The organism is Saprospira sp. CCB-QB6 (genome assembly GCF_028464065.1).
GTDB lineage: Bacteria > Bacteroidota > Bacteroidia > Chitinophagales > Saprospiraceae > Saprospira.
In genome coordinates this window covers 3,409,005-3,423,558 of record NZ_CP116808.1, presented here as the reverse complement: position 1 = coordinate 3,423,558, position 14,554 = coordinate 3,409,005, and the positions used below count along the sequence as shown (strand labels likewise).

The following is a 14,554-nucleotide window of genomic DNA, read 5'->3' as shown; positions in this document are numbered from 1 at the left end:
GCTCGCAGTTCTGCTCGGCCCTTCGCCAGCAAGCTGGCTGCGGTCTGCGGCTTTGCCGCACCACTTTCCATCCCTCAGCCTGCGGCGGCTTCGCCGCCTGTCCACTGCAAAAGTGGGGTTTAGTCTTCGAGCATATCGGCGATAAGCTCCACCAAGCCTTGGTTTTCGAAAGGTTTGGCGAGGTAGGCATCGCCGCCATGGGCATAGCCAGCCAATCGGTCTTGTTCTTGGCCTTTGGCGGTCAGGAAAAGAATCACGGCTTCGGGGGCTAGCCCTTGAGCGCGCATTTCTTTAGCCATTTCCAAGCCGTCCATAATGGGCATCATCACATCTAGAATAATCAGGTCGGGACCAAATTCGGCTACTTTTTCAAGGCCTTCTTGGCCATTGGCGGCGGTCGCCACCTCATAGCCTTGGTCCTGCATCAAAAACTCTAGGGCTAGTCGGATGCTGCTTTCATCATCGACGATTAAGATTTTAGCGTTCATTTTTTTGTTGTTAGCGGTAAGGAGAAATAAAAGGTAGAGCCAAAATTGGGTTGACTACTCAACCAAATATGGCCCCGATGCTGCTCAATAATTCTCTTGCAGATGGCAAGCCCTAGGCCGCTGCCCTTGGGCTTGTCGCGGCTGGGCATTTGCCCTTGTTTAAACTGCTCGAAAATAGATTGGTGCAGCTCATTGGGGATTCCAATGCCATTATCTGAAACCGAGAAAATCAGCTCTTTGCCATTTTTCTCCGCATCAATTTGTATTCTAAGTGGTCGTTTGGCCTGCTTAAACTTAATGGCGTTAGAAATCAGGTTAATCAATACCTGTTTTAATCTATCATAATCAGCCTCAATAATATAGTTGGGCCGTAGTTGTTCTAATTTATTATCTACATCCACCCCATTTTGGCTAATCGACTCTTCCAAAATCAGTAAGACATCAGAGAGTAATTCTTGGACTAAAAAGCGGGAGTAGCTAAAGCTCATTTTGCGTTGTTCCAAGCGCTGAAAATCCAAAACTTCATCAATGAGGCGGCCTAAGCGTTGGCTCTCCTTAAAGATGACAGCCAGAAACTGGGCTTGTCGTTCAGCGGGCAGACTATCTTTCCGCTCTTTGAGGATTTGACTCAGCGATTGGATAGAGGTAAGCGGGGTGCGCAACTCATGAGTTACGGTACTTACAAAATCGTCTTTCATCTGGGCCAATTCTTTGAGTTGTTCATTGGCTTGTTGGAGTTCGGCTTGGGTGCGCTGCAAAATGGCCGATTTACTTTCAATTTCTCGAGTATAGCGCAACAAGGCCTCGGTCTCTTGCAACATCTTAAAGAGCTGCTTTTGTCCTATAGGCTTTTGCTTGACCATACTGGCAAAGATTGCTCGAGCAGAGGCAGTACCGAGCACTCCACCTAGGGTATTTTCGGCCGCCTGAATAAATTGATTATTCGCTAAGCTCATCGGTTGATAAGCGATTCCTTTTTCTTCAAAGAACTGTTGGGCCCACTCTAGGGCCTGTTCACTCATAAAGCGGCTCAAAAGGGCCACAATATCGTGATTGAGGATTTGGCTATGGTCATCTTCATCGGGCTCGGCAAAAGGCGAGTGGTCCTCATCATCAATAAAGAGGGCTGCCTGTGTCAGCTCCAAAGAAGAGGGCTTACTTCTCAGCGAGACCCCCACATAAAAAATAAGATTTGTTAGTAAGCTCCAAAAGGCGGCTCTAGGAACGGGATGCTGTTCGCTATCGGCCAATAAATTGGCCCATTCTGGCCAAAGTGCTGGCAGCGGAAGCATAGCGCCCCAAACCATAAAACCCGCCAGAATTCCTGCTTTAGCCCCCATTTTGGTAGCCGAGCGCCAGAAGAGTCCTCCTAACATAGCGGGGGCCAATTGGGCTATCCCCACAAAAGAAACCCAACCCGTATCGACCAAAGGCGTAGAGTTGGCAATGATCTTAAAGTAGATATAGGCCCAAAGAATAGTAAAGGCAACGGCAGCCCGCCGAGCAAAGACAATACTGCTACTCAGCTGCTGGGCCTTATTCAAATCAATGGCCTTTGTTCGAATCAATATAGGAATCAACAAATTGCTAGTAACCATAGTCGAAAGGGCCAAAGTCGCAATAATAATCATCCCTGTAGCGGCAGCTAAGCCCCCCAAAAAAGAGAGCAGCGCCAAGGCATCTTGGCCCTCTGCCAAAGGCAGACTAAGCACAAAAGAATCCGCATCATAAGCTTGGCCCTCAAAATAGAGTAAGCCAGCAATGGCAATTAGCGGAACAAAGAGATTGATGAGCAATAGGTAAAGTGGAAAGAACCAACTCGCCATCTTTAAGTGCTTTTCATTGCTATTTTCTACAACTGCCACCTGAAATTGCCGAGGCAAAAACAAAATAGCCGACATAGAGATAAGAATGAACCAAGACCAATCCCAATAACCTAAATCCTCACCCCCTTCTAGGGTAAGTAAGGGCCGCAATTCCTCTTTTTCTAAGGCCGCCTGAAAGATACTTCCAGGTCCATCGTAGAGGCCATAAGCCACGTAGCAGCCAAGGACCAAAAAGGTGATCAACTTAAAGACAGACTCAAAGACGATTACCGCCATGAGGCCATCTCGGCGTTTACTGCTATCTAGGTTTTGTGTACCAAAAAAGATGATAAAAATGGCTAGAATGATTGCAATAAAAAAAGCCGTATCGCCCAAAATAGTCATCTGGCTAAAGTCCGTAGTTGCGGGATCATAACCAATGAGAATATTAAGACTGACCGTAATTGCTTTGAGCTGCAAAGAGATATAAGGCACTACACAGGCAAAGGCAATAAAGGCAACCAAACCACCCAAAAAACCACTTTTTCCGTAACGGGCCGAGATAAAGTCGGCAATAGAACTGATTCTTTGTTTTTTGGATACTCGAATCATCTGCCGCAAAAGCAAATACCAAACAGGCGAGAGCAAAAGCGGGCCGAGATAAGTAGTCAGAAAAACGGGACCACTACTACTTGCTTTCCCTACACTCCCGTAGAAGGTCCAGGCTGTACAAAATACAGCTAAAGACAGGCTATAGGCCAGAGGGTTATCGGTCCAGCTCCTCCCCTTCTCTGCTCTTCGGTTGGCCCAATAAGCCAAAATAAAGAGCAAAGCCAAATAGGACAGAGCTACCGGAATGGCAAGTTGGGCAGCGCTCATTTAGTGGTTTCGTCTTCTTGCTTCAAGATCCAATATAAACCTAGCAATGCGAGCAGCCATAGACAAAGCACATAAGCATAAAAGAGCGGTAATACTCCAAATACCAATTCTGGCTGATTGAAACTCTTGACAATAGGATAACTGAAGAGTAGACAACAACAGCCAAACCAACTAATCAATCGCTGCTTTTGCATAGGTATAAATCATTTTTCCCAATATATAAAAAATTAGATACCTATATAATTTTAGGGAAAAGATTTATTTACATAATAATAATTTGGCCCACAAAAAAAAGGAGAAATAAAGCAGTGTCAACTGCTTTATTCTCCTTACAAACCTACTAACTAATATATTAAGAACTAATTCTATATTAGGCCCTTACAAAGTTTTTTTGCGTTTTGCAGGCGGCGAAGCCGCCGCAGGCCTAGGGGCCTGCAAGGGTGGCCGCAGGCCAGACCCAGCCAGCTTGCTGGCGAAGGGCCGAGCAGACCTGCGAGCCCCGAAACGTAGCGCCGCAAGGCGTAGCCGCAGCGGAGGCCCCAAATCCTTAGTATTAGTGATCTTGAGCTTCGCCTGCTCCAGAAGGAATGCGAATCTCTTCTACAATTTGCTGTACTTCTAGCGGCGGCGCTGGAGTAAACTGGCAAATAACGATAGATACTATAAAGTTGACCACCATGGCGACGGTTCCGAAGCCTTCGGGTGAGATATCGAACCACCAATCTTCTGCAGTAGTGGGGCCAAACATATTGAACTTAAAGTTGAGCATGTAGTAAAGCATAAGGCCTAAACCGACCACCATACCAGCGATTGCACCTTCTTTGTTCATTCGTTTGTAGAAGATCCCCAGAATAATGGCGGGGAAGAAAGAGGCGGCAGCCAAACCAAAGGCCAAGGCAACAACTGCAGCCACAAAGCCTGGAGGATTGATCCCGAAATAACCGGCAACTACCACCGCAAAGGCGGCACTAATTCGAGCAGCCAAAAGCTCTCCTTTCTCAGAAATATTGGGCATAAGCTGCATTTTGAGCAAATCATGCGCAATAGAAGTTGAAATTACGAGCAGTAGACCTGCAGCCGTAGAAAGAGCGGCGGCTAATCCCCCTGCAGCAACCAAAGCAATCACCCAGTTCGGGAGGTTGGCAATTTCAGGGTTAGCCAACACCATAATATCGCGGTCGATATAGAGTTCGTTTTTGCTTGACTCATCAGGGTTGGTGACTAGACGTTCGCCATTGGCGCCATTGTCTTCGGCAAAAGTAGGCGTTTTGCCTTTGATGGCGGGACCAGCAACATACTGAATACGGCCATCATTGTTTTTATCTGACCAAGCCACTAGGCCTGTTTCTTCCCACTTCTTGAACCAGTCGGGCATCGCTTTGTACTCTACATGCTCTTTGGTGTCTTCATTATAGACCGTTTGTAAGAGGTTGGTACGAGCAAAAGCAGCAATGGCTGGAGCTGTGGTATATAGAATAGCGATCAAGATAAGTGCATAACCACCAGAAAGGCGAGCTGAGCGCACATCGGGTACGGTAAAAAAGCGCACGATTACGTGAGGGAGTCCCGCAGTACCCACCATCAGAGCACAAGTGATGGCAAAAACGTCAATCATGCTCTTTTTGCCCGAGGTATACTCATGAAAACCGAGGTCTTGATGCAGGGTATCCAATTTATCTAAGAGATAAGTGCCATCTTCTAGTGTTCCTCCAAAGCCAAGCTGGGGAATAGGCGTTCCAGTCATCTGGATCGCAATAAAGATAGCGGGCACCATAAAGGCAAAAATCAAGACACAGTATTGAGCTACCTGCGTGTAGGTAATTCCTTTCATACCACCCAAAACGGCATAGAAAAATACGATCAACATCCCGATGACTACCCCCCATTCGATAGAGGTTTCTAGAAAGCGAGAGAAAACTACCCCTACCCCACGCATTTGTCCAGCTACATAAGTAAAAGAGACAATGATAGCGGCCAAAACAGCCACCAAGCGAGCGGTGCCAGAGTAATAGCGATCTCCGATAAAATCGGGTACAGTAAACTTACCAAACTTACGAAGGTAAGGAGCAATGGTCAGCGCCAAAAGCACGTATCCACCGGTCCAGCCCATGAGGTAAACCCCACCATCATAGCCCATAAAGGAAATCAGTCCCGCCATAGAGATAAATGAGGCGGCAGACATCCAGTCGGCAGCAGTGGCGGCCCCGTTGGTGAGGGGCGAAACACCTCCGCCAGCTACATAGAAGTCTTTGGTAGAAGAGGCTCTTGACCAAATAGCGATAAAGATATAAAGGCTAAAAGTCAGCCCGACTAAGATATAGGTCCAGCTTTGCACCGATAAAAGTGGTAAGCCAGCAAATAGATAATTCATCATTGTTTTAAGATTTTAAGGCAGTAATTTATTTGTCTAGTCCATACTTTTTGTCTAGGCGGTTCATCAACCAGACATAGGCAAAAACCAAAATGACAAAGACATAAATAGAACCTTGTTGGGCAAACCAGAACCCAAGTTTGAATCCCCCTAAGCGGATACTATCTAGGCTTGGCGCAAAGAGTATCCCAGCCCCAAAAGAAGCCAAAAACCAAATGACCAATAGAATGAGCAAGTAGCGCAGGTTCTCGCGCCAGTAGGCCTTCATTTTCTGTTCGTGGGCCTCCTTATTTTGCAAGTTGTTCTCTTCCATAAGAGTAAAATATTTAAGGGTTAGAGGAATACAGCGGCTTGCATACGAACTAAGCCCTTACGCTCAGCCCCCGTAGCTGCTGCTTTATTTGATTGATATTCTAATGAGATTTTTGCATGATGGCCTTGAATAAACCAATTGGCTCCAACGGTTACCCCATTGGCCGCCTCTTCAAAGGCTTCAAACTGGCGATAAGAACCCGCCAAGTAAAATTGCAGACGACCCAAAGAGCTAAATTCAGGCAATAGGTAACCCGTCTGTACATAGAAGATATTTCCCGTTCCGACCACATCACTAGCGCCCGCTAGACGATAATTTGGTCCAAAATTATAGCGATAATATACCCCATAGGCCGTAATCGCTCCCTTGCCCTCTCCTAGCGGAGCATCATAAAAGGCATCTACACCAAAAAGAGAAACATTATGAGAAATGGTGTCGCCTTGCGTATCTAAACTACTGGTCCCTTTGGGGTGCAAATTAAAGCCTGCCCCAATATTAAAGACCTTCTTTTTCCCCAAATAAGAACCCACCATAAAGGGCAACTTATTCGACTCTTTGTCCAAAAACTGATAGTTGAGATAACCCGAATACACATAACCCCCATCATTGAGGTAGGTCGCTTGAGCCGTATCTGGAGCAATTGCCTGGTCCAAATTATTGACTAGCGCCTGATTCACCGCCAAACGATAATCCAAGCGATCAATTTTTCCTTTAGCATAAACGCCCAAGTGCCGAGCAAACTGATCCGAAGTCCCAATTGTCGGCCAATTGAAACGAGGCGCATCTATCGTCAACATATTCAAGGTGCTCTGGTTAGTCAGGCGAGAAATTCCATTCCAATAGTGTAGGCCCGCTCCCATCGATAGATAATCCTTGTAGACCTTGTACTCAGCCCAGGCGTCATGCAAAAATAAACTGGCTGTAGTAGCCTGGCCCACAGGGTGCATATTGGCCGCCGTCAAACTGTTCAATCCAAAATGCGTCAAGATCAAAAAGCGAGGCGAAATCTGCGCATAGGCCAAAAACCGAGAACGACGCAACATCAAATCTACTTCGACCTGGTCCTGACTATTGGTTTGGGCCGTTCCCCAGACCTGATGCCAAGTAATGAAGCGAATGTATTTGCTGCCATCCTCGTTCAAATTCAATTTTAATGGCTTGTAACTATGATCTACTTCCTGAGACCACAATTGCGTGGAACTGCTCATAATTAACAGCAGTACAATTAAGCGTAATAAGGTTTTCATAGGCGAAGATTTTAGTTGTTTCTTTTATCTGGGGATAAATATATATAAATATCTATATAGTCAAAAGACTATACTAAAGTTTTTTCACCATTGCGGCCAATTTTTTTCTACAAAACCGCTTTTCAACCAAATTATCCTTTACAATACTACGTCAAGCTAATAATTATTTGGTAAACTTTTTAGCAAATTTTGTCTACTCTCTAGCCCTCGCCTATCAAAATCCTTCTTTTTTTATGTTTTTTGGGGCCTGCCGCCTGCGGCGGCCGGGCCCTTGCAGGGCTCGCAAGCCTGCTCGGCCCTTCGCCAGCAAGCTGGCTTGGTCTGGCCTTCGGCCACCCTTTCAGGCCCCTAGGCCTGCGGCGGCTTCGCCGCCTGCTATCTGTCGGTCTAGACCTAGCCTAAATACCTGCCTGCTATCTACTATATGATATGGATACCTGTGGGTTAAAACCCACAGCAACCAAAGCGGCCATACTAAGCGCAATAAAATGGGGCCGATGGTTAAAACCATCGGCCCATAACGAATGCTAATACAAGCAGAGACTGTTTAAAATTTTGTGTGCGCCACTTCCTGCGCCTAGGGACAAGCCCCTAGGCGACTATTGGCCAAATCCTAACAAGCTAAAGGCCCAAATTTTATTCGGATACTCAAAATCCTGAACAGTCTCTCCAGACCGAACTAGTTCACCGCCAGACCGAACTTTTGCTCTTTTTGATTTTGTTACATTATTTTCGTTTTTAACAAATCCTTAACAATTGGGAGCCAGAATCCCTATTTCTGCAGCCTAAAGGCCGCAGCCAATCTTGTTGGGCCATCATCTTGCTCGCCGCAGCGGCTTAAAAGCCCCTGCTTTAGTTAAGAAAAGAGCTATTCGGTTTTTCAGGTCCTGCGGCTTTTAAGCTGCAGGCCAAAGAGCGGCTAAATGTCAGCTAATCTGTCCCGAAATTGGCTGCGGGTTGAAACCCGCAGTTATGGCCGAAGGCCAAACGGCCTAGCGATGGGCAGCAGTGGCGCGAAGCGCCAGACCCAGCAGGCTTTGCCTGCGCAGGGCCGAGCGAGCAGCGAGCTGCGGAACGTAGCGCCTGCCGCAGGCAGGAGGCCCCAAAAAATCTTACACTATATATATGGTATCAAATCAGCGGAGGACCCCTTCTAGTTGGGCGCCGGGAAAGCGGGCATCGGTTAGGATGGCGCCACGGAAATCGGCCCCACGGAGGTCGGCCAGTTCAAAATCGGCCCCTTGTAAATTGGCATTGAGGAAGCTAGCGCCGCGGAGGCAAGCCCGGGAAAAATCGCTACCGGCCAGTTGGGCCTCGGCAAATATGGCTTTTTCCAGCATAGCGTCGGTAAAGAGCGAAAACTGTAATTGGGCTTCGCTAAAATTGAGGTATTTGAGCCAGGCGCCGCAAAAAGAGGCATAGGGCATTTGCAGTTCTTCTAGGTCTAGCTCGGGAGCGAGTCGGCGCATATCTAGAATAGCTTGTTGGCCTTTCTGGAGTTCTCGGCCCAGTTGGTAGGCGCCAAAAACCTGCCCCATCAGTTGCATCATTTTCCATTGGCCGCCTGCTCCGCCGGCTCGCAAAAAATCTTGATGGGCCAAGACAATTTGCTGCCATTCCTCTTCGGTAATGGCTGGAGATTGTTCGGCTCTTTGGCGCATAGCGGCGCTTTTGATTGTAGAGCAATCGCTGCCAGCTTGTCCAGCTAAGGGAAATTCTTGTTCAAAGACCAGCTGTTTGAATTGGTGTTTTTTAGCCAAATTGGTCCAGTCTTTTTTGCTCCATTCTTGGAGGGGCGGGCTGGGGGCCTGCAAATAGGCTTGACGGGCGCTAGATAGGGCCTTTGTTTGCAAAACGAACTTAAAATAATCGGCTACAGAAATGGGAAAAGCGGCTTCAAACTGCAGTCCATGCTCATCGGCAAAATAGAGAGGGGCTTGGGGTTGGCCGAAATAAATGGCCTGTATACAATAAGAGGAAAAGGCGTCTAGGGGGTACATTTGGCCGTAAAAATCGGCTAGAGAGATGGCTTGACCAGCAAACTGAATAACTTCTTGGGGACGCAAGAGTTCTTTGAGGTAAGGGCTGGGGGCCAACAGTTGTTCTAGGGGCAATAAAAAGAAACTACCTTCTTCTTCTCGAAAAGCTTGTTGGGGGTAATTCCAGGCTTGTAGGCCTTTTGGGCCAGCCAAGTGATTATTTTTAAAGGCCCAGCGCAATTGCAGGCCATTGCTTTGCAGATAAAAAGCTTTGAGTTCGGGCGGGAGGTTAAGGCCCTTTTCGGTTTCTAATTGAGTCAATTTTGAGGGATCGACGGGCTCGAAGCATTCAAAGCTAAGGAGGCTTAAAGCGGGTTCTGCCTTTATTTCTTGGGCCAAACGCCTAAATTGTTCAAACTGTGACATGCTAGTGCTTAAAATTCAAATTTACCCACCAAAGAAAGAAATTGTCTTGCTCTTAAACATTCATTTTAAAGCGGTTGTTAAAAGAAGCAAATATTGTTGATTCAGCAGTCAAAGCAGTGAGTTGATTTTTCAATTTACTGCTTTTTATTTATTTTCTGATTAAGGTCAATGGCAGACGCTCAAAAGTGTCCGAAAAGGCCCAAAAGATAAGCTAAAAAAACTAAATTTGTTGCCCTTAGCGTTAATCTCATTAAAAAACGACCAAATATCTACTAATTTGTTTGAAGACCAAGACAAAACCGCAGTAAGCCGTAAACAGGACCATATTGCCCTAGCTTTCTCCTCTCAGGTGGCCGCTAGTAGCCTTGATCCTCGCTTTAGCTATGAACCGCTATTATCTAGCCATCAAGAAGCTGCTCTAAAGGAGCAAGACTTTTTGGGCAAGCGCTTTCGAGCCCCGCTTTGGGTCTCTAGTATGACAGGAGGTACCGATTTGGCCAAAACCATCAATGAGAACTTAGCTCGTGCAGCCAAGCAATTTGGCTTTGGAATGGGTCTTGGCAGCTGCAGAGGCCTTTTGACAGATGACCGCTTTTTGGCTGATTTTCAAATGCGCCCTATTTTGGGCTATGATCTTCCACTTTATGCCAACCTTGGCATTGCCCAGCTAGAACAGCTACTCGATAATAATAAGACGGATCTTATTCTTCGCCTTATTGATAAACTCCAAGCGGATGGTCTTATCATACATGTTAACCCTTTTCAAGAATGGTTGCAACCTGAAGGCGATCGCTTCCGTTATGCTCCTATACAAACTATAGAGCGCCTACTTGAAACCTTACCACAAATTCCACTCATTGTGAAAGAAGTTGGTCAAGGAATGGGTAAAGAGAGTTTAAGACAACTTTTGCAGCTCCCCTTAGCCGCTTTAGATTTTGCTGCCAGTGGCGGCACCAATTTTGCTTTGCTAGAACTTCTTCGAGCCGACCTAAGCCTAAAAACAGCCTACGAGCCCTTGACGCATATTGGCCACTCGGCCCAGCAAATGCTCGAATTTGTCAATGAACTAGTCGAAGAACTAGGCGATAAATTAGTCTGCGATCAGTTAATCATCTCTGGAGGCATAAAAAACTTTCTTGACGGTTACTATCTTTGCCAAAAGTCTAAACTCCCCGCCGTTTATGGTCAAGCTTCAGCCCTACTCCGACATGCTCGCGGTAGCTATGAAGATTTAGAGCTCTTTTTGCAACAACAAATTCAAGGGCTAGAATTAGCCCATCAGTATTTGCGGGTGCTAGACTAATCTCTTCTCTAATAGGAAGCATTCTAAACGAGCTTGTCGTTCTAAACCAAACAAGACTATTCTCTTAAAAAAATATAGCCTATGAAAAATCCGAAGATAGTTTCTGGATTTTCTAAAAAATCTAAACGAGGAAAATTACGCTGGTTGGTCGAAAACTTTTTCAAACATCCCGAAGAAGTCGCCCGAGAGCTCAAAAGCTTTTGGTACGGAGACCCTCAAAAACAAAAGATATTTGATGAGTTCAGCGAAAACACCATCACTAACTTTTATATGCCTTATGGCGTGCTCCCCAATCTCAAAATTAACGATGAGGTTTATTGTGTGCCCATGGTTATCGAAGAAAGTTCGGTTGTAGCCGCTGCTTCTGCCGCAGCCAAGTTTTGGCTCAATCGGGGTGGATTCAAAACGGAGATTCTTGCCACAAAAAAGGTGGGCCAAGTTCATTTTGATTGGAAAGGTAAGCGCAAAACCCTAGAAGCGCTTATGCCCAAAATTAAAGAACTCATTCATACCGAAACCTCACATATTACCGCCAATATGCGCAAACGTGGCGGAGGAATTCTAGATATTGAATTGCTCGATATGAGCGATCTAGAGCCCAACTACTTCCAGCTACAAATGACTTTTGAGACCTGCGACTCGATGGGGGCCAACTTCATCAATTCTGTTTTGGAAGAATCTGCCCGCAGCCTCAAGCAATTTATGAGCAGCCAAGAGCAACTGCCTACAGCAGAAAGAGAACTGACCATTATTATGGCCATTTTGTCTAACTATACTCCAGAATGTCTCGTCCGCGCTAGCGTAGAATGCCCCATCGAAGAACTCGGCAATTTCTGCGATGGCGATATGCCCGCCGAAGAATTTGCCCGCAAATTTGAAAAGGCCCTCAATATCGCTCGCATAGATACCTACAGAGCTACCACCCACAATAAAGGCATCTTTAATGGAATTGATGCCGTGGTTATTGCCACAGGCAACGACTTTAGAGCCGTAGAAGCCTGCGGTCACGCCTATGCCGCCCGCGATGGGAAATACCGCTCACTCTCTTTTGCCGAATGCAAAGATGGCATCTTCAAGTTTTGGCTAGATATTCCCTTGGCCGTGGGTACAGTTGGTGGACTCACCGCCCTACACCCTATGGCCAAACGCTCTCTAGAACTACTCGGCCAACCTTCTGCCGAGGAACTCATGCAGGTTATTGCAGCTACTGGCCTAGCCCAAAACTTTGCCGCCGTTCGTTCTCTAGTGACTACAGGGATCCAAAAGGGCCACATGAAAATGCACCTGATGAATATTCTCAATCACCTAGAAGCTACCGAAAAAGAGGTCAAAGAAGCTTTGGTTTACTTTGCCGATAAATTGGTCTCTTTCAGCTCTGTCCGAGAGTTTATCCAACTTTTGCGCACTACACCTGAAGGAATGCCCCTGCCACTTCCTATCATGATTGAGCGAAAAAAATCTTAAGCAAAAGCCCCAAACCAACTTTAGGTCTGGGGCTTTTTTCTTTTTTGGGGCTGCCCCGCCCTACAGGCGGGTCGCTACGCTCTGCAGCTCGCTGCTCGCTCGGCCCTTCGCAAAAAAAGCTGCGCTTTTTTTGCTGGGTCTGGCCCTATGGGCCACCCTTTTCCATCCCTCAGCCTGCGGCCCTTCGGGCCTGCTCTACGCAAAAAACCTAAGTATGCAGAAAATCATTTTAATGGGCTTTATGGGCGCAGGCAAAAGCTATTGGGGCCAAAAATTGGCCCAAGCATTAAAACATCCATTTATTGATCTCGATCAGTATATAGAACAGCAAGAAGGCTGTAGTATTCCCGAATTATTTGTCCAAAAAGGCGAAACCTATTTTAGAGCTAAAGAGAAAAGCTATTTATTAGAGTTGTTGGACCAACAAGAGGCCTTTGTTTTAGCTTTGGGCGGGGGCACGCCCTGCCAAGCAGACATTCTCCCTCTTTTATTGAGTAGCTCCACCCAACTTATTTTTATAGACCCACCTTTAGCCATTTTACAGGAGCGTCTGGCCCAAGAGGCAGAAGGACGGCCCCTATTGGCCCAAAAAAAAGGTCCAGAACGGCAACTATTTATTGAGCAGTTCTGGACCCAAAGGCGCCCTTATTATATTCAGGCGCCTTATCACTTTAGTGGAAATCAATTAGAAGAGTTGTTGGCCCTTATTCCTCCGCTACCCAAGCCTGAGCAATAACCTCTTGGCGAATGCGACTCAGCTCTTGTTCAAAGCGGCTATGTGGATGAGCAGGAACCAAAGCTGCTACACGAAAAAGACCCGTGTATAGCTTTTTCACTTGGACCTTGTAGCCCATAGCTTCTAGCTCTGCTTTATTCCGTTCGGTATTAAAATCTTCTTGAAAAACGCCAATAACTACAATCTTTTGATCCAAATGCTTAGGCGAAATTTCTTCTTGAATTTCTTTGGGCGTTTTTTCGGCAATCGTTGGTTCTTCTTGGGCCAAAGGGCTACTCAAGCTTCCTGCAGAAGTAGTTTGTAAGGGAGAAGTTTGTTCCTCTGCGATCTTCTCTTCTAATGGAATTCCCATTTGGCCGCTAGCCAAAGCTTCAGAAAGTTCTTCTTCAGCTATTTCATTCTTCAGCTGTTCGCGCTGCATTTGAATCAAGCCAAAATAAGCTTCTTGTTGTTCTGTAACCAAAGGGAGAATAGAAGGCATAGGCGTAGTATTTGCCTCAGGTTGTGGGCCCCACCAAGGAGCTGTGACTAAAGCCGTGGCTAGACAAAGGCCTAAGCCCGCCATAGCATACCAAGCTTTAGCGCTTTTCTTTTTACGTCCCTCTAAAATAACTCCTTTTTCCAAATAGGATTTTTGGCGTAAAATGGGTTGGCAGTTAATTTCGGGATAGTAATTTTGGGCCAAAATAGGCTGATCTTTAAAGGTCGCCTGCAAACTAGGGAGTAAACCATCTTTGGCCCGAACAGGTAAAGGGGCTTGCTCTGCTACAAAATGTGCAATAGTTTGTTGCGCTTCCTCAAGGGGCAAAAATTCCTTTTGGACCAGTTTATTTTCTAGTAATTTTAGAGGATCTTCTTGTAGTTCGGGGTTAAATATAAGGCTGTAGCTAGGAGGCTGTAAAAGTTGGCCCTTATTCTCCAGACTAGCAGATTGATATTGCCATTCAAAAGCACCTAAACCCGGAACAATAAGGCGGGGGTAGCGCTCTAGAATTTCAGCCATTAGGGGAAGAAGATTTGGGGTAGGCATAGCAGTTAATCGATTGAGATAGCCTTTTGGATACGTTCTGTATAACTATGCAGAACTAGCGTATAATTTCCTTTCTCAAGTTTTGAAAGGTCCAACTCATAGATTGTGTTAGTTGGCAAATCGAAGAGGTGGTCATCAATAGCGACAATAGCTTGGTCTTCATCTGAAGAAAGGCTTAAGCGGCTCATTTTTCCTCCAAGGGCTTCAAAATCGATATAAAGTTTTTTGCGATTTTGATCAATGTGCAAGCTCCAATTTTCTGAGCTTTCATCTAGTTCTGTTTCAAAAGCAGCCCAATTAATACTCTCTTCGTTTTGTGTCAGTTCGGCAGTTTGTTGTGCTTGAGTAGAAAAGCCAAAGGCTAGGCATAGTAAGCTAGATAGAAAGAATGCTTTCATAGTGGCGAGCGTTGAAATTATTTTTTGTTGGTTGGCTTGTTTTGGGCTATTTCTCTGCGTTAGCGGTAATTTTTTGCTAAATCGGGAATGATTATAAGAAAAGCCTGCAATAATT

12 protein-coding genes are annotated in these 14,554 nt (G+C 46.0%); 3 read left to right on the top strand and 9 right to left on the bottom strand.

All coding sequences use genetic code 11. From position 1 onward, the window contains the following. Nucleotides 1–119: 119 nt before the first annotated feature. The 7 genes from PPO43_RS13140 to PPO43_RS13110 form a co-directional block, all read right to left on the bottom strand. Complete coding sequence (locus PPO43_RS13140; RefSeq protein ID WP_272618510.1) at nt 120–488, bottom strand: response regulator transcription factor; 369 nt, start codon at nt 486–488, stop codon at nt 120–122. Next, the gene (locus tag PPO43_RS13135; protein WP_272618508.1) at nt 485–3,172 is read right to left on the bottom strand and encodes a sensor histidine kinase; all 2,688 of its coding nucleotides are present in this window, start codon (nt 3,170–3,172) and stop codon (nt 485–487) included. The genes PPO43_RS13140 and PPO43_RS13135 overlap by 4 nt, the downstream gene beginning before the upstream one ends. Beyond that, complete coding sequence (locus PPO43_RS13130; protein WP_272618506.1) at nt 3,169–3,366, bottom strand: hypothetical protein; 198 nt, start codon at nt 3,364–3,366, stop codon at nt 3,169–3,171. The genes PPO43_RS13135 and PPO43_RS13130 overlap by 4 nt, the downstream gene beginning before the upstream one ends. Before the next feature lie 359 nt (nt 3,367–3,725). Next, entirely contained in the window at nt 3,726–5,546 is a 1,821-nt protein-coding gene (locus PPO43_RS13125; protein WP_272618504.1) for a sodium:solute symporter family protein, read from the bottom strand. A gap of 25 nt (nt 5,547–5,571) precedes the next feature. Continuing rightward, the gene (locus PPO43_RS13120; protein WP_272618502.1) at nt 5,572–5,856 is read right to left on the bottom strand and encodes a DUF4212 domain-containing protein; all 285 of its coding nucleotides are present in this window, start codon (nt 5,854–5,856) and stop codon (nt 5,572–5,574) included. A gap of 20 nt (nt 5,857–5,876) precedes the next feature. Further along, nucleotides 5,877–7,103 carry a porin gene (locus PPO43_RS13115; RefSeq protein ID WP_272618500.1) on the bottom strand — a complete coding sequence of 409 codons (1,227 nt, stop codon included), beginning with the start codon at nt 7,101–7,103 and terminating at the stop codon, nt 5,877–5,879. A gap of 1,136 nt (nt 7,104–8,239) precedes the next feature. Beyond that, nucleotides 8,240–9,508: a pentapeptide repeat-containing protein gene (locus tag PPO43_RS13110; protein ID WP_272618498.1), complete on the bottom strand. Its 1,269-nt coding sequence runs from the start codon at nt 9,506–9,508 to the stop codon at nt 8,240–8,242. Nucleotides 9,509–9,785: 277 nt separating this feature from the next. On the opposite strand from PPO43_RS13110, the gene PPO43_RS13105 reads away from it, so the two are divergent. The 3 genes from PPO43_RS13105 to PPO43_RS13095 all read left to right on the top strand — a co-directional run bounded on the left by PPO43_RS13105 (nt 9,786) and on the right by PPO43_RS13095 (nt 13,011). Beyond that, nucleotides 9,786–10,811: an isopentenyl-diphosphate delta-isomerase gene (locus PPO43_RS13105; protein ID WP_272618496.1), complete on the top strand. Its 1,026-nt coding sequence runs from the start codon at nt 9,786–9,788 to the stop codon at nt 10,809–10,811. A gap of 81 nt (nt 10,812–10,892) precedes the next feature. Then, the gene (locus PPO43_RS13100) at nt 10,893–12,275 is read left to right on the top strand and encodes a hydroxymethylglutaryl-CoA reductase, degradative (protein ID WP_272618494.1); all 1,383 of its coding nucleotides are present in this window, start codon (nt 10,893–10,895) and stop codon (nt 12,273–12,275) included. A 214-nt stretch (nt 12,276–12,489) separates the two neighbouring features. Next, entirely contained in the window at nt 12,490–13,011 is a 522-nt protein-coding gene (locus PPO43_RS13095; protein ID WP_272618492.1) for a shikimate kinase, read from the top strand. On the opposite strand, the gene PPO43_RS13090 is transcribed toward PPO43_RS13095, so the two are convergent. Continuing rightward, nucleotides 12,980–14,014, bottom strand: a complete 1,035-nt coding sequence (locus PPO43_RS13090; protein WP_272618490.1) for a sporulation protein — start codon at nt 14,012–14,014, stop codon at nt 12,980–12,982. The two genes, PPO43_RS13095 and PPO43_RS13090, sit on opposite strands and share 32 nt — an antisense overlap. Before the next feature lie 32 nt (nt 14,015–14,046). After that, the gene (locus tag PPO43_RS13085; RefSeq protein ID WP_272618488.1) at nt 14,047–14,439 is read right to left on the bottom strand and encodes a hypothetical protein; all 393 of its coding nucleotides are present in this window, start codon (nt 14,437–14,439) and stop codon (nt 14,047–14,049) included. Nucleotides 14,440–14,554: the final 115 nt, after the last annotated feature.

Excerpts from the sequence above, each read along its gene's own strand:
- PPO43_RS13090 (WP_272618490.1), bottom strand. The coding sequence starts at position 14,014 with ATGGCTGAAATTCTAGAGCGCTACCCCCGCCTTATTGTTCCGGGTTTA.
- PPO43_RS13085 (WP_272618488.1), bottom strand. The coding sequence starts at position 14,439 with ATGAAAGCATTCTTTCTATCTAGCTTACTATGCCTAGCCTTTGGCTTT.
- PPO43_RS13110 (WP_272618498.1), bottom strand. The coding sequence starts at position 9,508 with ATGTCACAGTTTGAACAATTTAGGCGTTTGGCCCAAGAAATAAAGGCA.
- PPO43_RS13095 (WP_272618492.1), top strand. The coding sequence starts at position 12,490 with ATGCAGAAAATCATTTTAATGGGCTTTATGGGCGCAGGCAAAAGCTAT.
- PPO43_RS13135 (WP_272618508.1), bottom strand. The coding sequence starts at position 3,172 with ATGAGCGCTGCCCAACTTGCCATTCCGGTAGCTCTGTCCTATTTGGCT.
- PPO43_RS13115 (WP_272618500.1), bottom strand. The coding sequence starts at position 7,103 with ATGAAAACCTTATTACGCTTAATTGTACTGCTGTTAATTATGAGCAGT.
- PPO43_RS13100 (WP_272618494.1), top strand. The coding sequence starts at position 10,893 with ATGAAAAATCCGAAGATAGTTTCTGGATTTTCTAAAAAATCTAAACGA.
- PPO43_RS13120 (WP_272618502.1), bottom strand. The coding sequence starts at position 5,856 with ATGGAAGAGAACAACTTGCAAAATAAGGAGGCCCACGAACAGAAAATG.
- PPO43_RS13125 (WP_272618504.1), bottom strand. The coding sequence starts at position 5,546 with ATGATGAATTATCTATTTGCTGGCTTACCACTTTTATCGGTGCAAAGC.
- PPO43_RS13130 (WP_272618506.1), bottom strand. The coding sequence starts at position 3,366 with ATGCAAAAGCAGCGATTGATTAGTTGGTTTGGCTGTTGTTGTCTACTC.
- PPO43_RS13140 (WP_272618510.1), bottom strand. The coding sequence starts at position 488 with ATGAACGCTAAAATCTTAATCGTCGATGATGAAAGCAGCATCCGACTA.